This window comes from Streptomyces sp. bgisy159 (genome assembly GCF_057707805.1).
The window spans coordinates 119060-140044 of sequence record NZ_JBYIQX010000015.1; the positions used below are offsets into that span (position 1 = coordinate 119060).

Consider the following 20985-nt stretch of genomic DNA (forward strand, 5'->3'; position numbering starts at 1 on the left):
GCGCCCGTCCCAAGCCTCGCGCCCGTCCCGGCCCCGCGCCGTCCCAAGCCCGGACGCTCGTCCCCCCGCCCGGGGCTACGGCCGTTGCCTCGGCGGTCCCCAGCCCTCGCCGCCGGCGCCGCCCTCCCCGAGCCGTAGCTCCAGCCGTCTGATCGCCGCACGCGTCCGGTCGCCGTGGCCGTCCTCCCGCAGCGCGTCGGCGGCGCTGCGGGCCGCCCGCAGATGGGAGCGGGCGGCGTCGGGGCGGCCCAGTCTCGCGTAGTCCACCGCCAGGTTCAGATGCAGCGAGGGGTAGAGCGACCGGGCGGCGGGAGATTCCTCGTGCTCCTCAGCCGCGGTCAGCGCCCGCAGGTCCCAGGCCAGTTCGTGCTCGGGATCGTCCTGGGTGTCGGCCAGATAGTGGGCGAGCGTGCAGCGGTGCAGCGGATCGCCCTGTTCGCCCAGCTCCGACCAGAGGTCGAGGAGGCGCCGTCGGGCCTCCTCGCGGTCGCCGCCGTGGTGCAGCATGACGACCTGCCCGATCCGCGTCAGCACCGCGTCCGGCGCCGTCTGCCCCTGTCGCTCCGCCACCGTGACCTCCTCGCGTCCTGGGGACGACGCTAACGGCAGCGGGCGGCGATCCCGGTCAGGCGGCACCGGACCGGCCCCGGGCGGACGGGCCCGGCGGGGATCAGCCGAGGTTCGGGATGGTCCAGTCGATCGGCTCGTGGCCCTGCGCGGCCACCGCCTGGTTGATCTGCGTGAAGGGGCGGGAGCCGAAGAACTTCTTCGCGGACAGCGGCGAGGGGTGCGCGCCCTTGACCACCACGTGCCGGGTCTCGTCGATCAGCGGGAGCTTCTTCTGCGCGTAGTTGCCCCACAGCACGAAGACCGCCGGGTCGGGCCGGCCGGCCACCGCACGGATCACGGCGTCGGTGAACTTCTCCCAGCCCTTGCCCTTGTGCGAGTTGGCCTCACCCGAGCGGACGGTGAGGACCGCGTTGAGCAGCAGCACCCCCTGCTCGGCCCACGGCATGAGATAGCCGTTGTCCGGGACGGGGGTGCCCAGCTCCTCGTGCATCTCCTTGTAGATGTTGCGCAGGGACGGCGGGACCCGCACCCCGGGCCGCACCGAGAAGCACAGGCCGTGGCCCTGACCCTCACCGTGGTAGGGGTCCTGGCCGAGGACCAGCACCTTCACCTTGTCGTACGGCGTCGCGTCGAGGGCGGCGAAGACCTCCTCGCGCGGCGGGTAGACGGGACCCTTCGCCCGCTCCTCCTCGACGAACTCCGTCAGCTCCTTGAAGTAGGGCTGCTGCAGCTCGTCGCCCAGCACCCCGCGCCAGGACTCGGGCAGCATGGCGGTGTCGGTCACGTCAACGTCCTTCGGTCGTGCGGTCGCTTGCAGGTCTCAGAACCTACAGGCGACCACTGACAACCGGGTCCCGGAGGGCGATTACCAGCTCGTCTTGCGGGACAGCTCCCACAGCAGCATGATCGTCGACGCGTCCAGGGAGCGCTCGCCGCCCGAGATGTCCTCGTTGGCCGCGACGTACTGCTTGCCCTGCCACAGCGGCAGCAGCCGGACGTCGTCGACGAGGACCTTCTGGGCCTCCTCGAAGTCCTTCACCACGTTGGCGCGGTCGCTCTCCTGCCGGGAGCGCGGCAGCAGGACGTCGGTGATCCGGGTCGCCTTGTAGGGCGTGCCCAGGGCGTTCTGCTCGCCGACGAAGGGGGCGATGAAGTTGTCCGCGTCGGGGAAGTCGGGGGACCATCCGCGCCCGAAGACCGGGTACTCGCCCTTCTGGTAGCCGTCGACGTACTCCTTCCACGGGCGGCTCTTGAGGGTGATCTCGAAGAGCCCCGTCGCCTCCAGCTGGCGCTTGAGTTCCTTGAACTCCAGGGCCGTCTCGGAGCCGTAGCGGTCGGAGGTGTACCAGAAGGTGAGGGGTACGGGGTCGGTGATGCCCTCGTCGGTGAGGATCTCCTTGGCCTTCTCCGGGTCGGGGTTGCCGAAGTCGTCGAAGAAGACGGTGGTGTGGCCGGTCAGGCCCTGCGGGACCATGGAGTACAGGGGCTGGACGGTGTTCTTGTAGATCGTGCGGGCGAGGGCGGGCCGGTCGATGATCTGGGCGATGGCCTTGCGGACGGCGGGCTTGGCGGCCCACTTGTCCTTCGGGTTGAAGACCAGGTAGTCGATGCTCGCCCCGGTACCCTCGACGATGCTCAGCCCCTCGTTCTCGCTGCTCTTGCCCTCCAGCGAGACGATGTCGTCGGCGGCCAGACCGCGGTAGGTGACGTCGATGTCGCGGTCGCGCAGCGCCTTGACCATGGCGCCCGAGTCCTGGAAGTAGCGGACGGTGACCGCGTCGTTGCGCCGCTCGGCGAAGCCCTTGTAGCGGTCGTTGCGCACCAGTTCGGCGCGCTCACCTTCCTTGTAGTTCTCCAGCTTGTAGGGCCCGGAGCCGATGATGCCGGACTTCTCGCGCAGGGCGTCGGCCGGGTAGTCGTCCGGGGGGACGATCGACATGGCCGGGGTGGCGAGCACGAACGGGAAGGTGGCGTCGGACTTGTTGAGCTGGAAGACGACCTCCAGGTCGCCGCGCACCTGGACCCGGTCGAGGCTGCCGAGCAGTCCGGCGGGACCGGTCGCAGCGTTGATCTTGAGGATCCGGTCGATGGAGTACTTCACGGCCTGGGCGTCGAGCTTGTCGCCGTTGGAGAAGGTCAGGCCCTCCCGCAGCTCGCAGCGGTAGGCGCGGTTGCCGGTGTCCGTGAACTCGCAGCTCTTGGCGGCGTCGGGCTCGGGCGTGATCGCGCCGGGCGGGTAGGCCAGCAGCGTCTGGTAGACGTTGCGGAACAACTCCCAGGAACCGTCCCAGGAGGCGGCCGGATCGAGGGTGCTGACGGGGCTGGTGGTGCCGACGACGATCGGCCCCTGATCGTCGGAGCCGCTGTCCGAGAAGTAGCCACATCCAGCGATCATGCCTATGGAGGCGATCGCCGCCACTTGGCGAAGGCTTCGCTTCCGGTTGAACACGTACACGCTCCTCGATCTGCCGTACCAAGGGTTGGCAGACCATACCGCAGCACCACCGGGGTTTAACCAGGTGTGTACCAAGGTCTTGATCCACTCGTGTCCGACTACGTTGTCAGGCGGCCGTCCGGCCTCCGTACGACGACAAAGGCGCCGTTCCCGTCAAGGAAACGGCGCCTGTCGTGAGCCCTTCGTGACCCGCCGGTCGGGGGTCCCGGTGAGGTCAGCCGACGCCGGCGTTGAGGAAGATGCCGCCGTCCACTACGAGGGTCTGGCCGGTGACCCAGTCGGACTGCCCGGAGGTGAGGAAGGCCGCGGCCCCGCCGATGTCGGAGGGCACGCCGAGCCGGGCGAGCGGGTAGGCCGCGGCGGCCTCCTCCTCCCGGCCCTCGTAGAGCGCCTGGGCGAACTTGGTCTTCACCACGGCGGGAGCGATGGCGTTGACCCGCACCCGGGGCGCGAACTCGTGGGCGAGCTGCTGGGTGAGGTTGATCAGCGCGGCCTTGCTGACGCCGTACGCGGCGATGAAGGGTGAGGGGGCGAGGCCGGCGACGGAGGCGATGTTGACGATCGCGCCGCCGTTGTCCTTCTGCCAGGCGTGCCAGGTCTTCTGGGCGAAGCCGAGCGCGGAGATCACGTTGGTCTCGAAGACCTTGCGCGCCACGCCCAGGTCGAGGTCGGCGATCGGCCCGAACACCGGGTTCGTTCCGGCGTTGTTGACCAGGAAGTCGACGCGGCCGAAGGCCTCCATGGTCCGCTCGACGGCGGTGGCCTGGTGGGCCTCGTCGTGGGCCTTGCCGGCGACGTGGATCGCGCGGTCGGCGCCGAGCCGCTCGACGGCCTCCTTGAGGGCGTCCTCGTTGCGGCCGGTGATGCAGACGCGGTCACCGCGGGCGACGAGCGCCTCGGCGACGCCGTATCCGATGCCGCGGCTGGCGCCGGTGATCAGCGCGACCTTGCCGGAGAGTTCAGTCATGAGGGTGTGTCCTGTTCCCTGTCCCTGAGGTCAGTTGAGCGGGCCGCCGGCGACGTACAGCACCTGGCCGGAGACGAAGCCGGCCGCCTCGCCGGTGAAGAAGGCGACGGCGCCCGCGATGTCCTCGGGCTCGCCGACGCGCTGGACGGGGATCTGACTGGCGGCGGCCTTCTTGAAGTCGTCGAAGCCCATGCCGACGCGTTCGGCGGTCGCGGCGGTCATGTCGGTGGCGATGAAGCCGGGGGCGACCGCGTTGGCGGTGATGCCGAACTTGCCCAGCTCGATGGCGAGGGTCTTGGTGAAGCCCTGCAGGCCGGCCTTGGCGGCGGAGTAGTTGGCCTGGCCGCGGTTGCCGAGCGCGGAGGACGACGACAGGTTGACCACACGGCCGAAGCCGGCGTCCACCATGTGCTTCTGGACGGCCTTGGTCATCAGGAACGAGCCGCGCAGGTGCACGTTCAGGACGGTGTCCCAGTCGGAGACGCTCATCTTGAACAGCAGGTTGTCACGGAGCACACCCGCGTTGTTGACCAGGATGGTCGGGGCGCCGAGTTCCGTGACGATCCGCGCGACCGCCGCCTCGACCTGGGCCTCGTCGGACACGTCGGCGCCGACCGCGATGGCTTTGCCGCCGGCCGCGGTGATCTTCTCGACGGTGTCCTTGCAGGCGGCCTCGTCGAGGTCGATCACCGCGACCGCGCGGCCCTCGGCGGCCAGCCGTACGGCGGTGGCGGCGCCGATGCCGCGCGCGGCGCCGGTGACAACTGCGACCCGCTGCTCAGTGGTGGACATGGGGTGGATCTCCTCGCCCTTGAGAGAACGTGACGTGCCGGGGAACCGCGATCCGCGGTGAGCGACCGCTTAGTACCTTCAGCAGACGTGACGCTAGAAGCCCTGGCACCCGGTGTCAACGGCCCACCCGCCGCATGTGATCCATCACCCGATCGGCCCACCGTCACACGTCCCGCGTCCAGGGCGTTGCCAGGGCCCGTCCTGCGATTCCCGTCGCCCGTCGCGGCCCGGCCGGGGGCGCCGCCCGGCAGGCGGCGGTCGGCAGACCGGCCCTAGCGTCGAAGCGCGAGCCATCCGCACCGCAGAGGGAGGCATCTCATGCCCCGCAGCCATACCGGTGCCGTCGGCGTGCTCTTCGCGGTCGCCGCGATCGTGCCGGCGGCCGGCCCCGCGCAGGCCCAGGACGTGGACCTCGACTGCCGCCACTTCACCTACCAGGAGGACGCCCAGGCCGTCTTCGACGCCGACCCGAGTGACCCCAACCGGCTCGACGCCGACGACGACGGCATCCCGTGCGAGGCGCTTCCCCACCGGGGCGACCCGGTCACCTCGTCCACCAGCAGGCCCTCGGCACCGGCCGCCGTCGTGCCGACGCGCGGGACGCAGGGCGGTCTGGGCGGCTCGACGCGGACCGGGCCGAGCGACTGGGACATCGGGATCGGTCTGGTCTTCGTGACCGGCGCCGCCGTGGGGACGGGCTTCCTGCTCGGACGCCGGCGAAGCCCACGGCACGGCTTCCCGGCCGTCCGCCGCCGCTGACCGGGCAGACCCGGGGGTGCGGGCCGGTCCGGCGCAGCCGGTGCCCGGGGCGGCGCCGGCCGGGCGGGCCCGCCGGACCTCCAGGTCCGGTTGCCCGGTCCGCGGTCGCGCCGACCGGTCCGGACCCGCCGGGCCCACCGGGCCGGGCGCCCGGTCCACGGTCGGGCCGGCCGGGTCCGGAGCCGCCAGACCCGCGGGGCCGGTCGCCCGGTCCGCGATCCGGCGGACCGCTCGCCACGGACATCACCGGCCCGCGGCGACCGTAGCCGGGCGGGCCGGGCTCGGCCCCCGCCACCGGACCCGCCGGTGTCGGCTCACCGCACCAGCAGGTCCAGGAGGCGGTCCGTCTCCGCTGCCGGGTCGGTGGTGAGGCCGGTGTGGACGGGGCCGGGCTGGACGATCGTGGAGCGGGGGGCGACCAGCCAGCGGAAGCGGCGGCCGGCGTCGTCGGCGGCCGCCTGGCCCGCGCTCTCGCCGCCGCCGCAGACCCGCTCCACCGCCGCCAGCGCGGCCCGCACGCCGGACACGTCCGCCCGCGGGTCGAGCGCCAGCAGCCGCGCCTCGTCGAGGTGGGTGCGGGCGCCGACGTAGGACCGGGCACGGCAGTACACCAGCACCCCCGCGTTGACGCACTCACCGCGCTCGACACGCGGGACGACGCGCAGCACCGCGTACTCGAAGACGTCCCGGCCGCCGCCCTGGCCGGCCCGGGTGATGTGCCGCTCGGTCAGGTGCCCGGCGACGTTGATGCGGCTCTCGCTCACTTCGTCTCCTCGATCCCGGTGATGCGCTCGTGGATGACGGCGGCGCGCGCGAGCAGCGGGCGGGCGTAGGCGCGGCGCAGGTCGTCGGGGTCGGTGAAGCCGGGCTCGTCGGCGAGCCAGGCGTCGGGGATCTCGGCGGTCACCTCGGCGAGGAGGTCCTCGGTGATCCGGGGCGCCAGGTCGGCAGCGGCGCCGGCCACGTCGGGGGCGAACCGGGCGAGGGCGTGATCGGCAGCGTCGTAGGAGCGGGTCGCCGAGGTCTCGGCGGAGGGCCAGTTGTGCTGCCAGATCATGGTGGCGCCGTGGTCGATCAGCCACAGCTCGCCGTGCAGCACCAGAAGGTTGGGGTTTCGCCAGGACCGGTCGACGTTGTTGACCAGCGCGTCGAACCAGACGACCCGGCCGGCCTCGCGCGCGTCCACCGGGAAGGCGAGCGGGTCGTAGCCGAGGGCGCCGGAGAGGAAGTCCATGCCGAGGTTGGTGCCGCCGCTGGACTTCAGCAGTTCCTGCACCCGGTCGTCGGGTTCGCCGAGCCCGAGCAGCGGATCGAGGTGGACGGTGACGAGGCGGGGCATCCGGAAGCCGAGCCGCCGGGCGAGCTCTCCGCAGACGACCTCCGCCACCAGCGTCTTGCGGCCCTGTCCCGCGCCGGTGAACTTCATGACGTAGAAACCGAAGTCGTCGGCCTCGACGAGGCCCGGCAGCGAGCCGCCCTCCCGCAGGGGGGTGACGAAGCGGGTGGCGGTGACGTCCTTGAGCATCGCCCCAGGTTACCGGGGAGAGCCGACCGGCCGGCTGAACAGCGGGTGCCTTCGCCGCGTACCTCTGGGCGGATCACGCCATCTCCCCGAAGGGAAACACCAGCATGACCAGCGCATCGTTCAACTCCGCACCGGGGCCCGCCCGTCGAACGGTCGTCGCGGCGGCCGGAGCCGCGGGGCTCGCCGTGGCGCTGACCGCGTGCGGGGACTCGGACGGCGGATCGTCCGACGTGACCGGCGGCGAGACCGGGCAGGCCGCGGGCGGCGGTGCGAACGCCGGCGCCGCCGGCGCGCTGGCCACGACGGCCGACATCCCGGAGGGCGGCGGAAAGGTGTTCGCCGACCAGAAGGTGGTCGTGACCCAGCCGAAGGCCGGCGAGTTCAAGGCCTTCTCGGCGGTCTGCACCCACCAGGGCTGTGCGGTGAAGAGCATCGCCGACGGCGTCATCAACTGCCCCTGCCACAACAGCAACTTCTCCGTCGAGGACGGCAGTGTGCAGTCGGGGCCGGCGAAGAAGCCGCTGCCCTCGGTGCCGATCACGGTGAACGGGGACTCGATCACGCTCGCCTGAGGCGGCCGGTCAGCTCGTCCGTGGTGGTGAGGGTGGCGACCAGGGCGAGGGTGTGGCGGATCATCGCGCGGGTGTAGTCGGCCGGTACCCCCGCGATGGCGTCCGTCGGCACGACGGCGGTGTAGCCCAGGTTCACCGCGTCGAAGACGGCGTTGGGGATGGCCACGTTGGCCGAGACCCCGGCGACGACGAGGGTCCGGCAGCCCAGGTTGCGCAGCAGCGCGTCGACCTCGGTGCCCTGGACGGGCGACAGGCCGTGCAGCCGCCGTACCACGATGTCCCGCGCCGCGACCTCGACGGGGTCGGCGACCCGGACGGCGGCGGTGCCGGCGAGCTGCTGGACGGGGAGGCGTTCGGCGGCGCGGAAGAGGCGGGCGTTGCGGCCGGCGCCGCGCCCGTCGGGGCGGCGCTCGGCGACGGCGTGGATCACCTGCACGCCACCGTCGTGGGCGGCGGTCACCAGCCGGGCCACGTTGGCGAGGGCACCCGACCGCCGGGCCTCGCGGGCCAGTTCGGGCAGGGCCGCGTCGGGACCGACGACGCCCTGCTGGCATTCGACCGTGAGCAGGACGCTGCTCACGGGATCAAGGATCGCACCGTGTTCCTCGTACGACGGCATGGCGTCCCCCTGGTCACCTGCGGGTGGTCGGGCGACACTAGCCACCGCCGCGTGGCGAGGGAAGACATGACGAGGGGGCAACGATGACGGTGACGGAGCAGCGCCGGGGCCGCAAGATCATGATGACGCCGGGTGAGCTCGACGCGTTCCTCACCACCCAGCGCACCTGCCGGGTGGCCACCGTGTCCGCCGACGGCGTCCCGCACGTGAGCGCGCTGTGGTTCCTGTGGGACGGCAGCGCGTTGTGGCTGTACTCGGTGGTGCGCAGCAAGCGGTGGGCGGACCTGCGGCGCGACCCGCGGGTGGCCGTCGTGGTCGACACGGGCGAGGAGTACGAGCAGTTGCGTGGCGTGGAGCTGTCGGGGACCGTGGAGTTCGTGGGCGAGATCCCGCGCACCGGGGAGCTGTGCGCCGAACTCGACAGCGTGGAGACGCTGTTCGCCCGCAAGAACTTCGGCCTGGACGCCATGCCGCACGATGGCCGGCACGCCTGGCTGCGGTTGCGGCCGCGCAAGGTGGTGTCGTGGGACTTCCGCAAGCTGGGCGACCGCTGAGCGGACCTCAGCCGATCCGCGCCCCGGCGTCCTGCAGCGCTCGTACGGCGGCGCGGATCGAGGGCCGGCGGTCGGCGTCGGCCCTCCAGACGACGTAGACGTGCCGCCTCACCCGCTGCTGGAGCGGCACCATGACGACCCCGTCGGGGACCGGACGCCTGCCCAGCAGCGGCACGATGCACACGCCGAGTCCCGCCTGGACGAGTCCCAGTTGGGTATGGGTCTCGGCGGCGCGGTGGCCGACGATCGGCTCGATGCCGCGCGAGCGCAGCGTGAACATCAGCCATTCGTGGCAGAACTCGCCCTCGCCCCAGGTGATCCACTCGTCCTCGGCGAACTCCCCCAGATCGACCTCGGCACGGCCGGCGAGGGGGTGGCCGGCCGGCATGGCGACCTCGGCCGGGTCGTCCAGAACGGGTGCCTTGACCAGGCCGTCCGGCAGCGGCATCGGCTTGTTGTACCAGTCGAGGACGACGGCGAGGTCGAGGTCTCCGCGCACCACCCCGGCGATGCCCCGCTCCGGTTCCAGTTCGCACGAGCGCAGCCGCAGCGCGGGGTGCTCGCGGCGCAGCGTGGCCAGCGCGAGGGGGAACAGGCCGCGCGCGGCCGTCGGGAACGCCGACAGGCGCAACTCCCCGACGACCTGGCCGCGTTGGGCCTCCAGATCGGACTGGGCGAGCTCCACCTGGGAGAGGATGCGGGCGGCGTGCTCGGCGAGCAGCCGGCCCGCGTCGGTGAGGCGCACCCCACGCCCGTTCTTGGCGAGGAGCCGCTGGCCGACCTCGCGTTCCAGCTTGGCCAGCTGCTGCGAGACCGCCGACGTCGTCACATGCAGTCCCTCGGCCGCGCCGCTGACCGAGCCGTGGCGGGCGAGGGCGTCGAGGGTGCGCAGGCGCTCCAGGTTCAACATGTAAGCGATGCTACGAGATGTTCGGCGACAATTCTCGATTGTGCTACGAGGAGGGGGACGGCATCGTTGCGGCCATGACCACCGTTGCCGCATCCCGGACGCCGTCCGGCACCGCCACCCCCGCCGCCCCGCCCCGGCCCCGCGCCGACTGGCGGCTGCGCTTCGCCGCGCTGTCCCTGATCTGGGGCTTCAGCTTCCTGCTCATCAAGGTGGGCACGACCGGCTACGCACCCTTCCAGGTCACCCTGGGCCGACTGGTGTTCGGAACGGCGGTGCTGGCGGCGGCGATGGCGGTGAAGCGGCAGGGGCTGCCGCGCGGGGCGCGCCTGTGGACGCACCTCACGGTCGCCGCGTTTCTGCTCAACGCGCTGCCCTTCTCGCTCTTCGCGTACGCCGAGCTGACCATCCCCTCGACACTCGCGGGGATCTGCAACGCCACCTCCCCGCTGTGGGGGATGGCCCTGTCGCTGGTCGCCCTCTCCGAGGACCGGCCGACCCGGGTGCGGGTCGCCGGGCTCGGACTGGGCTTCCTGGGCGTACTGACCGTGCTGGGGGCCTGGCAGGGGTTCTCGGGGCTCGACGCCAAGGGGACCTGCCTGGCGCTGCTGGCCTCGCTGAGCTATCCCGTCGGCTGGATCCATGTCCGGCGGACGCTCGCCGGGAGCGGGTACTCCCACCTGTCCATGACCGGGGCACAGCTGTTCCTGGCCACACTGCAACTGGCTTTCGTCACACCGCTGTTCACCTCACTCCCGGACCGCTTCCCGGTACTGCCCCTGCTCGCGGTCGCCGCGCTCGGGGCGCTGGGCACGGGACTCGCGGTGCTGATCCAGTACGGGCTGGTGGCCGAGGTCGGCCCGACCACCGCCCAGATGGTCACCTACTTCATCCCGGTCATCGCGACGGCCGCGGGCGTGGCGATCCTCGGGGAGTCGCTGCGCTGGAGCACCCCGGTGGGGGCGGCGATCGTCCTCGCGGGGGCGGCGCTGACGCAGCGGAAGCGGGGGGCCTGAGGGCGGGGCCCCGCGCCCTCGCCCACCACGCCTTCGCCCACCGCGCCTCGCGCACGGCGCTTCTCCGTGGGGGCGCGGCCTCAGGTCGGCATCCCGTCCCCCTGGCCCGTGCCCCCGTGTCCCCGTGCCCCCGTGCCCCCGTGCCCCCGTGCCCCCGTGCACCGAACGCCCCCGCGCACGCGCCCCGATCACCCAGAGCCCAGGCCCCCGCCCCGGCGCCGCCGCCACCCCCACCTCCGACTCCGGCCCCCTCGGCACCGTCGCCGCTCCGCACTCCGACTCCGGCCCCCTCGAGACCTCCGCCACCCCACCCTCCGAGACCGTCCCCCTCGGGACCTCCGCCACCCCACCTCCGAGACCGTCCCCCTCTCCGGCCCCGTCCCCCGTCTCACACGTAACTGCGCAACGGAGCCGGTCCCAGCGCGTCCGCGATCGCGTCCGCCAGGAGCGGGGCCTCGTCCTCCCGGAGTGTCGAGATCGTGACCCGGATGCCCGGCGGGGACGCCGAGCGGAAACGGGCTCCCGGGGAGACCGCCCACCCGGCGTGCAGGAGGCGGGACACCGCTGTCGTCTCGTCCGGGACAGGGATCCAGACGGCCATGCCACTGCGGCCGTGCGCCGGGACCCCCCGCTCGGTGAGGGCGTCGACGAGCGCCTCGCGCCGTCGCCGGTAGGCGGCGGCCACCGCCGGTCCGTCCAGGGTGCCCTCGGACCACAGCCGGGCGAGCGCCCGCTGGAGCAGCAGGCTCACCCAGCCGGGCCCGAGGCGGTGCCGGCCGTGCACGCGATCCACGGTGACCTCGTCGCCCGTGACCACGGCGAGGCGGAGGTCGGGGCCGTAGGCCTTGGCGGCCGAGCGGACGAAGGCCCAGTGCCGGGTGACGCCCGCGAGAGGGTGCAGCGGCAGGTCGACGACGCCGTGGCCGTGGTCGTCCTCGATCAGGACGGTCTCCGGGTGCTCGGCGAGTACGGAGCGCAGCGCACGCGCGCGTGCGGCCCCCACACAGGCTCCGGTTGGGTTCTGCGCCCGGTCGGTGACGACGACGGCGCGCGCCCCGGACTCCAGCGCGCGGCGCAGTTCGCCGGGCAGCGGCCCGTCGTCGTCGACGCGCACGGGAACGGCCCGCAGGCCGAGCGCGGCGACGAGATCCAGGGTGCGGCCCCACCCGGGGTCCTCCACCGCCACCCCGTCGCCCGGCCTGAGGTGGGCGGCGAGAACCCGCTCGACGGCGTCCAGCGCCCCGGACACCACGGTGAGCGGCGCCTGCGGTACCCCGTCGGCGGCGAGGCCGGCCCGCGCGAGCCGGGCCAGCTCCGGGTCCACGTGGTCCTCGCCGTACAGCACGGGCCGGCGGTCCTGCCGTTCCACGGCCGCGGCGAACGCCCCGGCCAGCGGCGGCAGCAGCGCGGGGTCGGGGTTGCCGTCGGCCAGGTCGCGCACCCCGGCGGGCACGTCCACGCGTACCTTCTCGCGTCCCGTCGTGGCCGGCTTGGGCCGCACCCGGCTGCCCCGGCGCCCGTCGGTCTCGATCACCCCACGCTCGCGCAGGGTGCGGTACGCGGCCGCGACCGTGTTGGGATTCACCCCCAGCCTGACCGCCAACTCACGCATGGGCGGTAGCAGTTGGCCCGGCTCCAGCGCACCGGCGCCGACCGCGCGCTCGACGCTCGACGCGATGTCCGCTGCACGGCGCCCTTCGATCCGATACTCTCCTAGCACAAAACCGATTATGCACTAGTGCAATAAGGAGCGCCACTATGCCGGGCACCGCGCAGCCGACTCCGCCCACTTCCCCGACGCCGCCGACCTCCTACCCCGCGACCGACCGCACCGTCCCCACCCGTGCCGCACAAAGGGCGTCGTACGACAAGGAGCTGGTGCACTCGATACTCGACGAGGGATACGTCTGCCACCTGGGCTTCGTGCGCGACGGGAAGCCGGTGGTGCTGCCGACCCTTTACGGCCGGGTCGGCGAGCGGCTCTACGTGCACGGCTCGACGGGCTCGCGCCCGCTGCGCATGGCGGGCAACGAGGACGGCGGACTGCCGGTGTGCCTGACGGTGACCCATGTCGACGGGCTGGTACTGGCCCGCTCCGCATTCCACCACTCGGTCAACTACCGGTCGGTGGTGGTGCACGGCCCGGCGTACGACGTCACCGACCCGGAGGAGAAGCGGGCGGCGCTCGACGCACTCGTCGACCAGGTGGTGCCGGGCCGGTCGGCCGACTCCCGGCCCGCCGACAAGAAGGAGCTGGCGGCGACCGCGGTGATCCGTCTCGACCTGGACGAGGTCTCGGCCAAGCTGCGCACCGGGGGCGTGAGCGAGGAGCCCGAGGACCTCGCCCTCCCCCACTGGGCCGGCGTCGTCCCGCTGCGCAAGGGCTACGGCACCCCGTTGCCCGACGCCGAGCTCTCCCCCGCGGTCGGGCTCCCTGACTACCTCAGGGCACTGGGGTGCTGATCCACCCCTGGGACGCGGCACGCGACGACGCCGAGTGGCAGCAGTGGCTGGCCCGCCACGATTTCGGGCAGCTCGCCGTCAACGGCCTCGACGGGGAGCCGCCGTGCGTCCAGCCCCTGCACTTCGTCTACGACCCCCGACGAGGCGAGGCGGTCACCCACCTCGCCCGGCCCAACCCGCTGTGGCCCGCGCTGGAGGCGAACCCACGGGTCGTGCTGAGCGTCGTCGACGACTACGTGTTCGTGCCGGGCCCCTGGCAGGCGGCTGCGGAGGACCGGCCCGAGCACGGCGTGCCCACCAGCTTCTACACGGCGGTGCAACTGCGCTGCACCGCCCATGTGGTGGACGACCCGGCCGCCAAGGCCGAACTGCTGAACCGGCAGGTGGGCCACTTCCAGCCGGCGGGCGGCTCGGCCCCGGTCACGCCCGGTGAGGCCCCGTACGGACGGCTGCTCTCGGGGATCCGCGGCCTCCGGCTGGAAGTGACGGACGTCCGCGCCAAGTTCAAGTACGGCGGCAAGCGTCCGGAGCAGGTCCGCTCCCGTATCGCGGACCGCCTGGCCCTGCGCGCGGGCCCGGGCGACTCGGCGGCCCGCGCCCATCTGGCCCGCCGCGCCTGACCGCCGCGCCTGACCGTCACGTCGGCCCGCCACGTCGGCCCCCACGCCGACCGGGCCCGGGCCGGCCCCGCCGGGCTCCGCCCGTGACTCCCGGCCGGCCCCGGTCAGCCGCCGCCGCTCCGCGCCTCCGTCAGGGCCAGGCCCGTGACCGAGCCGAGCATCAGGAGCGTGCCGAGAGCGGTGGCGGCGGTCAGCGGTTCGCCGAGCACGACGACCGCGAGTACGGCCGCGCTCACCGGCTCCAGCAGCATGATCACGGAGACGGTGGCGGACCGTACGGCGGCGGCACCCGCGAAGTACAGCGCGTAGGCGAGCGCGGTGGGCACCGCCGCGAGGTACCCGAGCAGCCACAGCAGCCGTACGGGATCGGCGCTGTGCGGCAGCAGCCCCTCGGCCAGTGCGAACGGCAGCAGGCACAGGGCGGTCACCGCGAACGCCCCTACGGTGGTGGACGAGGCGTCCGCCGCGCCGTCCCGCCCCCACCACCGCACCAGCAGGGTCATCGTGCTGTACCCCGCGGCGGACAGCAGCGCCAGCAGCACGCCCGCCGGACGTACGGCCGTGTCGCCGCCGTCGGCGAACAGCACCGCGAGCCCGGCGAGCGCCCCGGCCGCGGCGAGGATGCCGGCCCGGCCGAGCCGTTCGCCGAGCACCGGCCGCGACCCGAGGGCGATCAGGACCGGACCGGAGCCGAGGGTGACGACCGTGGCGACGGCGAGACCGGTGGCGTCGACGGCCGCGAAGTACGCCGTCTGGAACACCGCGAGCCCGAGTCCGGTGGCGGTCGTGCGCCACAGCCGGCGCCCCGGCGTCACCCGGCCGCGCGGCGCGGCTGACCGGGCGCGCGGGCGCAGCGCGTGCGCGGCGCTCAGCAGGACCAGCCCGGCGGCGCACCGCCAGAACGACAGGGCCACGGCGCCCATGTCGCTGACCCGGTAGACCAGCGCGGCGGCGGCCCCGGCGGTGCCCCAGGCGGCACCGGCGACGATCAGGTAGAGCAGCGCCCGCCCGGCCGGCAGCCCTGGCCCCGGGGCAGGGGCGGAGGAATCCGCAGGGCAAGAAGGTGAGGAAGGAGAAGAGGGGGAGAAAGAGGAGGAAACCGAGGAAGACGACGGGGAGGAGGAGGAAGGGGAAGATGAGGAGGAAAGGGTCGACACGCGTTCTCTCCGCAGTCGCGCGCTGGGCGCGGAAGTTCGGGAAGGACCGCCGCTGACGCAGCGGTCCGCGGACTTCGTCTGCGGGCAGCACGGCCCGGCCCGGCGGCGCCCGCCGGGCCAGGTTCACCGAGGGCCCGCCTCAGGCGGCCGGCGGCGGTGACAGGAGAAGTGCGGGTGCGTGCATGGACGGCACCCTAGGCGGCCGTGCGGCGGGCGGACAACTCCCGCTCGGGGACGGCGCCGGCCACCGGCTCCACGGAGCCCTTGACCGGGGTCGAGGACTGGGCGATGAACGCGCCCAGCAGCACCATCGCACCGCCGGCGATCTGCGGGGCCGACAGGTGCTCGCCCAGCAGGATCCAGGCGAGGACGGTGGCCACGACCGCCTCCAGGCAGGAGACGACGGTCGCGACCTGCGGCGAGAGCCGGCGCACCGAGACCACGCCGGTGACGTAGGCGATGACGGTGGCGAGCAGCACGATCCACGCGAGCAGCAGCCAGGAGGGGACCTCGGTGCCGTTCATGACCGCGGTGTCCGCGATGACCGACCAGCTCATGCCCCAGGGGCGGGCCACGACGGTCAGTACGGCGGCCCCGACGAGCAGGCCGTACGCGATGACGCCGAACGGGTCCGGAGTGTCCGCGCCCGCGTCGGTGCCCTGGTCGGACAGGACGAAGTAGCCGACCTGGCAGCCTGCGGCGCCCAGCGCCAGCAGCAGGCCGAGCCCGTCGAAGCTGAGCCCCGACCAGACCTCGACGACACAGGCGAGGCCGCCGACGGCGAGGACCACACCGACGGCGGCGGCCCGAGTCACCGGCCGCCGCTGCACGAACCGTACCCAGCCCAGCACCAGGGCGGGCGCCAGGTACTCGACGAGCAGGGCGACACCGACCGGGATGCGGGAGATCGACGCGAAGTAGAAGGCCTGCACGCCGGCCACCCCGAGCAGTCCGAAGCCGGCCAGCAGCGCGGGCCGGCGGCGCAGCAGGGCACGGTGGCGCACGGCCATCGGCAGCATCACCAGGGCCGCGCCCGTCACCCGCAACCACACCACGTGCAGGGGTTCCAGACCCGCCTCGATCAGCGGCTTGGCCGCCACCCCGGACCCGCCGAAGGCGAGGGCCGACCCCACCGCGAGCGAGAGCCCGATGCCCTTGCCGCGACTGCCCTGACTGCTCACTGACGTACGCACCGGCACATGATGACAGGGGACGACATGACCGTCACCCCCTTTGACACCTGTCTCACCGGCTGGACGGCGGACCGCCTCCGGCTACGGCGTGACGCCCGGCACCACCACCCATCCCTACGCTCGCCGAGCCCCGGCCCGGGATGCCGGAGCGGAGGCGCCCCCACCGCCCCCACCGCCCCGGCCCTCCCCGCCCCCACTGTCGGCACCGACGGCACCGACGTGCGAGACCGCCGGGCCGGCACCGTCGCGCAGCCGTGCCACGTCGACACCGGCTCGGCCCAGTACCTCGACGGCGCGGGCCTGGGGGTCGGTGACGATCGAGGCGAGCAGATCCAGGCCGCAGGCCGCCGTCCGGCCCTGCCGCAGCGCCCGGACGCCGGCCTCCCGTACGGCGAGGGCGGCCAGCGGCGAGAGGCCGTCACCGCCCGGCCCACCGCCGCCCGGCCCACCGCCTCTTGGCCCGCGGACATCCGGTGCGGGTACGACGGGCAGTGCGCCGGAGTCCTCGACTCCGCCCTGCCAGCGCAGGCCGTAGCCGATACTGCGCTGGGCCAGGTAGCCGAGGAGCCGGGCGAGCCGGTGGCCGTCGAGGACGGCGCGCACCCCGGGGTCGTGGTCCAGGAGCGAGTGGAGCAGATGGGCGGTGTCGATCTGCCGGTCCCCGTCCCGGAACGCCCGGCGGCGGGCACCGGCGAGCACCGCGGTGAGTTCGTCGCTGAACCCGCCGCCGTCGTCCACGCCGGAGGTCACGGGTTCACGGTCCGACTGCCGGGGATCACGGGATGGCACGCCCCCACCTCATCAGGCACCCGGACACGGGGTCATCGGCGTGGCGAACCATTCGCGCGTCCCACGGGGAGCGGAGGTGGCGCGGCCGGTGTCCTCCCTGCGGATGAGATCCGGCCGTTCTCCCCTGAGGGGCGCCCGCCGCCTTGCTCCGCGCCCCCGACGCAACCATGACCCCGGCCCGCAACGTCCCACAGGGGCGTACGGAGGGGGTGAGGCCGATGGTGGCCGAGTGCTGGCTGGTGGCCCTGCCGGCGGTCGACGGCATGAGCTACGTCTACCGGGTGTACGCCCCGCGCGACGCGCTCCCCGCCGACCTGTTCTGGGACGCCTGGCACTGCCACGACGAGGGGCCGTTCCCAAGAGCCTGGGACCTCTTCGACGCGGCGCTGATACGCCGCGTGGTGTGACCGGCCGCCACCCGAACGGCTCCTGACGGTTCATCAGTATTGAAAGTTCACCGCCCCGCGGCTACGTTCCGCGGCACCTGGCCCTAGTCGGAGAGGTGGTCGCATGGCCGAAGTGAGCGCGCAGGCACACATCGGGGCACCGGCGGAGCGGATCTGGGCACGGCTCACGGACTGGCCGGGGTACGGCGAGTGGAACACCACCCACACCGGCTTCCCGCACGGCGGCCCGAAGACCCTGGAGGTGGGCGCCACGTTCCAGGAGAACATGAAGCTCATGGGCTTCCCGGCCGAGGTGGAGTGGACGGTCGAGGAACTGGAACCCGCGCGGCTGCTGGCCATCCGGGGCAAGGGCCCGATGGCGGTGGCCCTGGCCACCCGCTACACACTGACCCCCGACGGCGACACCGCCGCCACGGTCCGCATCGACGGTGAGTTCACGGGCGCGGCGGTGTCCCTGATGGCGGCCCGGCTCAGGGACTCGGCGACGACCGCACTCAACGAGTCGCTGCGCCGGCTGGACGGTCTGGTGACCTGAGCCGGACCCGCGGCCGGCCCGCTACGGGAAGGCGCCCCGCGCGTGATCGCACGGGGCGCCCGGACCGTCGTACGGCGACCGGCGCGCCGCGGGGCGATCAGTCCTCGTCGGCGAGGATCAGGTACAGCTTCTTGCGGGCGTCGTTGATGACGGCCAGAGCCTTCTCGCGCTGTTCCTTGCTGCCGGTCTTCCAGACCTGGCCGAACGCCTCCATCAGGCCGAACCCGGCCTGCCGGATCTCCCCGAGGGCCTCGAAGTCGATCCCCCGGGAGGCCTCCTCCCAGGGGGCGTCGGGGCCCGCCTCGGCGGCCTCGCGCCCTTCCCCGGTGAGGGCGAACAGCTTCTTGCCGCCCTCGGTCTCACTGCTGATGAGCCCCTCGTCCTCCAGCAGTTGCAGCGTGGGGTAGACCGAGCCGGGGCTCGGCTTCCACGCGCCGCCGCTGCGCTCGGCGATCTCCTGGATCATCTCGTAGCCGTGCATCGGCCGCTCCCTCAACAGCGCCAGGATCGAGGCCCGTACGTCACCACGCCGGGCCCTTCCCCTGGGTCCGCCCCTCCCCCTGCCCCAGGGCCCGGGGCCGAACCCGGGCCCACCGGGGCCGAAGCCAGGCCCGCCCGGCCCGAACGGCCCGAAGGCCGCCCGACGGCCGTCGAACCCACCCCGGCCACGGCCGAAGGGACGCTCCTGTCCATGTCCACGCTCGAATCCATGGGTACGCATCGCGCTCACTCCATCCCATCGTTGATCTGTCGCGATGTCTCAACGATATATCGGGACCGATCGAACGACAAGACCCCGGGCCGTCGAGCGCGGACGTGCCCGCTGGGCTGCCGTTCCGCTGGTAACGGGGGGAGGCCGGTGACGCGACAGTCTCGGGCGCCTGTCGCACGAGGCCATGAGCCTGGCCAGCGACACGGGTCGAGCTCGGTGCCAGGCGGTCAGGATTCGCTGTCACGGGACAACCGTGTCGACGGCGCCCATAGGGTGGGCCGATGACGTCGATCAAGAAGTTCCAGGTCACGTTCGACTGCGCGGAGCCCGAACGCCTCGCTCGGTTCTGGTGCGAGGTGCTGGGGTACGTCGTACCGCCGCCGCCGGACGGGTTTGCCACCTGGGACGACTACCAGGACGCGCAGCCGCCCGAGCAACGGGACTCCTGGTTCGCCTGCGTCGACCCCTCAGGTGTGGGCCCGCGCCTGTACTTCCAGCGCGTCCCCGAGGGCAAGGCCGCCAAGAACCGGGTGCATCTCGACGTGCGGGTCGGCACCGGGCTCGTGGGGAAGGAGCGTCTCGCCGCGCTCGATGCCGAACGCGCGCGGTTGGTCCCGCTCGGCGCGGTGCACGTGCAGACGCTGTACGACGGCAACGACGCGTGCATCCCGATGCTGGACATCGAGGGCAACGAGTTCTGTATCGACTGAGGACCGCGAACGCGTCGCCGTTCAGGGCTCGCCCCTGGTCGGGACGCGGCACCGGGACCGGCACCAGCACCAGCACCAGCACCAGCACCAGCACCGGACACCGGTACCGTCAGGGTCGGCCGGCTCGACCGGCGGCGGGCCCGAACCAGGTCGGCAGCCGGTCGAGCAGCTCTCGCTGGTCCTCGCCGGCCCAGGCCACATGGCCGTCCGGCCGCAGCAGCACCGCGGGTGCCGCCAGTTCCTCGCTGACGTCGACGACGTGGTCCACCCGGTCCGCCCAGCCCTCGGCCGAGAGCCGGCCGGTCTGGTCCAGCAGCAGTCCGCGGCCGGTGCGCAGCAGCTCGTAGAGGCGCCCCTGCTTCAGCCGGACGTCCCGCAGCCTGCGGCCGAGCAGTTCATGGCCGTCGCCGAAGTCGTAGCGGACTCCGATCGCGGTGACCTTCTCGATCAGGCGCCGGTTCACCTCCTCGATGTCCATCAGCTCCGCCACCAGTCGGCGCACCGCCTGCGCGCCGGGCTCGGTGGACATCAACTGCATCTGCGCGCGGGTGTTGTCCAGCACGTCGGCGGCCACCGGGTGCCGTTCGGTGTGGTAGCTGTCCAGCAGGCCCTCCGGTGCCCAGCCGGCCACCTCGGCGGCCAGCTTCCAGCCGAGGTTGAACGCGTCCTGGATGCCGAGGTTGAGGCCCTGTCCGCCGGTCGGCGGGTGGACGTGCGCCGCGTCGCCGGCCAGCAGCACCCGGCCCGACCGGTAACGCTCGGCCAGCCGGGTGGCGTCGCCGAAGCGGGACAGCCAGCGCGGCGAGTGCACGCCGAAGTCGGTGCCGGCGACCGCCCGCAGCCGCCGCCGGAAGTCCTGCAGGGTCGGCGGCACCGTCCGGTCCTCCGCCACCCCGTCGGCGGGCACGACGACGCGGTACGCCCCCTCGCCGAGCGGCATCAGGCCGAACCGCTTCTGCGTCTTGCGCACTTCGGCCATCACGGCGGTCAGCGTCTCCTGCGACGCGGTCACCTCCATCTCGCCCAGCAGCGTCTCCACCCGGGAGGGTTCACCGGGGAACGCGACGCCGAGCAGTTTGCGCACCGTGCTGCGGCCGCCGTCGCACCCCACGAGGTAGCGGCAGCGCAGCCTGCCGCCGTCGGCGAGCTCGACGGTCACCCCCTCCTCGTCCTGGCTCAGCCCGACCACCTCGCTGCCGCGCCGGATCTCGGCGCCCACCTCGACGGCGTGTTCGCTCAGCAGCCGGTCGGTGAGGGTCTGCGGGATGCCGAGCGTGTACCCGTGGGCGGTGTCCATCCGCTCGGGCCACCCCTTGTCGATGGCGGCGAAGAAACCGCCGACCTCGTAGCGCGTCCCGAGGGCGAGGAAGCGGTCCAACAGGCCCCGCTGGTCCATCACTTCGATGCTGCGCACATGCAGCCCGAGTGCCCGGACGACCTTGGTCGGCTCCTCGTCCCGCTCCAGTACGACCACACGTACCCCGTGCAGTCGCAACTCGGCCGCCAGCATCAGGCCGGTCGGTCCGCCGCCGGCCACGATGACGTCGATCATTCACGATCCCCGTTTCCGCAGGTTCCTGGATCAGGCCGGTGATTCTGCGGCACCACGGGGGCCTTGCCGCAAGCCCCCCGGTGCGCTATACGTTGAGAGTGGCAAGGAGTG

The 20985-nt window shown here is 73.1% G+C and carries 25 protein-coding genes; 10 read left to right on the plus strand and 15 right to left on the minus strand.

All coding sequences use genetic code 11. From position 1 onward, the window contains the following. Positions 1-75: 75 nt before the first annotated feature. The 5 genes from AC3ET3_RS17295 to fabG all read right to left on the minus strand — a co-directional run bounded on the left by AC3ET3_RS17295 (position 76) and on the right by fabG (position 4784). Positions 76-570 carry a hypothetical protein gene (locus AC3ET3_RS17295; RefSeq protein ID WP_432157089.1) on the minus strand — a complete coding sequence of 165 codons (495 nt, stop codon included), beginning with the start codon at positions 568-570 and terminating at the stop codon, positions 76-78. Between the two features lie 100 nt (positions 571-670). Beyond that, entirely contained in the window at positions 671-1354 is a 684-nt protein-coding gene (gene ung, locus AC3ET3_RS17300) for a uracil-DNA glycosylase (protein ID WP_432138978.1), read from the minus strand. An 81-nt stretch (positions 1355-1435) separates the two neighbouring features. Further along, positions 1436-2965: an ABC transporter substrate-binding protein gene (locus AC3ET3_RS17305; protein WP_432138979.1), complete on the minus strand. Its 1530-nt coding sequence runs from the start codon at positions 2963-2965 to the stop codon at positions 1436-1438. A gap of 274 nt (positions 2966-3239) precedes the next feature. Next, complete coding sequence (locus AC3ET3_RS17310) at positions 3240-3992, minus strand: SDR family oxidoreductase (RefSeq protein ID WP_432138980.1); 753 nt, start codon at positions 3990-3992, stop codon at positions 3240-3242. A 30-nt stretch (positions 3993-4022) separates the two neighbouring features. Next, complete coding sequence (gene fabG / locus AC3ET3_RS17315; RefSeq protein WP_432138981.1) at positions 4023-4784, minus strand: 3-oxoacyl-ACP reductase FabG; 762 nt, start codon at positions 4782-4784, stop codon at positions 4023-4025. A gap of 318 nt (positions 4785-5102) precedes the next feature. Between fabG and AC3ET3_RS17320 the strand changes: the two genes are divergently transcribed. Then, positions 5103-5543, plus strand: a complete 441-nt coding sequence (locus tag AC3ET3_RS17320) for an excalibur calcium-binding protein (RefSeq protein WP_432138982.1) — start codon at positions 5103-5105, stop codon at positions 5541-5543. Positions 5544-5857: 314 nt separating this feature from the next. Here AC3ET3_RS17320 and AC3ET3_RS17325 read toward each other — a convergent pair whose 3' ends face one another. Then, positions 5858-6307, minus strand: a complete 450-nt coding sequence (locus AC3ET3_RS17325; protein WP_432138983.1) for a DUF3037 domain-containing protein — start codon at positions 6305-6307, stop codon at positions 5858-5860. Next, entirely contained in the window at positions 6304-7068 is a 765-nt protein-coding gene (locus AC3ET3_RS17330) for a HipA family kinase (RefSeq protein WP_432138984.1), read from the minus strand. The genes AC3ET3_RS17325 and AC3ET3_RS17330 overlap by 4 nt, the downstream gene beginning before the upstream one ends. Positions 7069-7172: 104 nt before the next feature. Between AC3ET3_RS17330 and AC3ET3_RS17335 the strand changes: the two genes are divergently transcribed. Beyond that, positions 7173-7640, plus strand: a complete 468-nt coding sequence (locus tag AC3ET3_RS17335) for a Rieske (2Fe-2S) protein (RefSeq protein WP_432157088.1) — start codon at positions 7173-7175, stop codon at positions 7638-7640. Here the strand turns inward: AC3ET3_RS17335 and AC3ET3_RS17340 are convergent. Next, positions 7627-8259 (minus strand): cysteine hydrolase family protein, encoded by a 633-nt coding sequence (locus tag AC3ET3_RS17340; protein WP_432138986.1) that lies wholly within the window; start codon positions 8257-8259, stop codon positions 7627-7629. The two genes, AC3ET3_RS17335 and AC3ET3_RS17340, sit on opposite strands and share 14 nt — an antisense overlap. 83 nt (positions 8260-8342) lie before the next feature. Here AC3ET3_RS17340 and AC3ET3_RS17345 point away from each other — a divergent pair, with 83 nt between their 5' ends. Beyond that, positions 8343-8813, plus strand: a complete 471-nt coding sequence (locus AC3ET3_RS17345; RefSeq protein WP_432138987.1) for a pyridoxamine 5'-phosphate oxidase family protein — start codon at positions 8343-8345, stop codon at positions 8811-8813. A 7-nt stretch (positions 8814-8820) separates the two neighbouring features. Here the strand turns inward: AC3ET3_RS17345 and AC3ET3_RS17350 are convergent, their stop codons facing one another. Then, complete coding sequence (locus tag AC3ET3_RS17350) at positions 8821-9723, minus strand: LysR family transcriptional regulator (protein WP_432138988.1); 903 nt, start codon at positions 9721-9723, stop codon at positions 8821-8823. 74 nt (positions 9724-9797) lie between these two features. Between AC3ET3_RS17350 and AC3ET3_RS17355 the strand changes: the two genes are divergently transcribed. After that, positions 9798-10736, plus strand: a complete 939-nt coding sequence (locus AC3ET3_RS17355) for a DMT family transporter (RefSeq protein ID WP_432138989.1) — start codon at positions 9798-9800, stop codon at positions 10734-10736. Between the two features lie 388 nt (positions 10737-11124). Here AC3ET3_RS17355 and AC3ET3_RS17360 read toward each other — a convergent pair whose 3' ends face one another. Next, the gene (locus AC3ET3_RS17360) at positions 11125-12456 is read right to left on the minus strand and encodes an aminotransferase class I/II-fold pyridoxal phosphate-dependent enzyme (RefSeq protein ID WP_432138990.1); all 1332 of its coding nucleotides are present in this window, start codon (positions 12454-12456) and stop codon (positions 11125-11127) included. A gap of 38 nt (positions 12457-12494) precedes the next feature. On the opposite strand from AC3ET3_RS17360, the gene AC3ET3_RS17365 reads away from it, so the two are divergent. Both AC3ET3_RS17365 and AC3ET3_RS17370 read left to right on the plus strand, forming a co-directional pair. Further along, on the plus strand, positions 12495-13199 hold the full coding sequence (locus AC3ET3_RS17365; RefSeq protein WP_432138991.1) for a pyridoxamine 5'-phosphate oxidase family protein: 705 nt from the start codon (positions 12495-12497) through the stop codon (positions 13197-13199). Then, positions 13193-13819, plus strand: coding sequence for an FMN-binding negative transcriptional regulator (locus tag AC3ET3_RS17370; RefSeq protein WP_432138992.1), 627 nt, complete (start codon positions 13193-13195; stop codon positions 13817-13819). The genes AC3ET3_RS17365 and AC3ET3_RS17370 overlap by 7 nt, the downstream gene beginning before the upstream one ends. A gap of 104 nt (positions 13820-13923) precedes the next feature. Here AC3ET3_RS17370 and AC3ET3_RS17375 read toward each other — a convergent pair whose 3' ends face one another. Beyond that, positions 13924-14838, minus strand: a complete 915-nt coding sequence (locus tag AC3ET3_RS17375) for a DMT family transporter (RefSeq protein WP_435612445.1) — start codon at positions 14836-14838, stop codon at positions 13924-13926. Between the two features lie 44 nt (positions 14839-14882). On the opposite strand from AC3ET3_RS17375, the gene AC3ET3_RS17380 reads away from it, so the two are divergent. Beyond that, positions 14883-15032: a hypothetical protein gene (locus tag AC3ET3_RS17380; RefSeq protein ID WP_432139029.1), complete on the plus strand. Its 150-nt coding sequence runs from the start codon at positions 14883-14885 to the stop codon at positions 15030-15032. Positions 15033-15170: 138 nt separating this feature from the next. On the opposite strand, the gene AC3ET3_RS17385 is transcribed toward AC3ET3_RS17380, so the two are convergent. Both AC3ET3_RS17385 and AC3ET3_RS17390 read right to left on the minus strand, forming a co-directional pair. Continuing rightward, positions 15171-16175 (minus strand): EamA family transporter, encoded by a 1005-nt coding sequence (locus tag AC3ET3_RS17385; RefSeq protein ID WP_432138993.1) that lies wholly within the window; start codon positions 16173-16175, stop codon positions 15171-15173. A gap of 108 nt (positions 16176-16283) precedes the next feature. Next, the gene (locus tag AC3ET3_RS17390; protein WP_432157085.1) at positions 16284-16958 is read right to left on the minus strand and encodes a Clp protease N-terminal domain-containing protein; all 675 of its coding nucleotides are present in this window, start codon (positions 16956-16958) and stop codon (positions 16284-16286) included. Between the two features lie 218 nt (positions 16959-17176). Here AC3ET3_RS17390 and AC3ET3_RS17395 point away from each other — a divergent pair, with 218 nt between their 5' ends. Continuing rightward, on the plus strand, positions 17177-17365 hold the full coding sequence (locus AC3ET3_RS17395; RefSeq protein WP_432138995.1) for a hypothetical protein: 189 nt from the start codon (positions 17177-17179) through the stop codon (positions 17363-17365). Between the two features lie 103 nt (positions 17366-17468). After that, a complete protein-coding gene (locus AC3ET3_RS17400) occupies positions 17469-17900 on the plus strand; it encodes a type II toxin-antitoxin system Rv0910 family toxin (RefSeq protein ID WP_432138996.1) in 432 nt (143 codons plus the stop codon). A 97-nt stretch (positions 17901-17997) separates the two neighbouring features. Here AC3ET3_RS17400 and AC3ET3_RS17405 read toward each other — a convergent pair whose 3' ends face one another. Continuing rightward, the gene (locus AC3ET3_RS17405) at positions 17998-18621 is read right to left on the minus strand and encodes a PadR family transcriptional regulator (RefSeq protein ID WP_432138997.1); all 624 of its coding nucleotides are present in this window, start codon (positions 18619-18621) and stop codon (positions 17998-18000) included. A gap of 272 nt (positions 18622-18893) precedes the next feature. Between AC3ET3_RS17405 and AC3ET3_RS17410 the strand changes: the two genes are divergently transcribed. Next, positions 18894-19322, plus strand: coding sequence for a VOC family protein (locus AC3ET3_RS17410; protein ID WP_432138998.1), 429 nt, complete (start codon positions 18894-18896; stop codon positions 19320-19322). A 109-nt stretch (positions 19323-19431) separates the two neighbouring features. Here the strand turns inward: AC3ET3_RS17410 and rox are convergent, their stop codons facing one another. Then, the gene (gene rox, locus AC3ET3_RS17415; protein WP_432138999.1) at positions 19432-20874 is read right to left on the minus strand and encodes a rifampin monooxygenase; all 1443 of its coding nucleotides are present in this window, start codon (positions 20872-20874) and stop codon (positions 19432-19434) included. Positions 20875-20985: the final 111 nt, after the last annotated feature.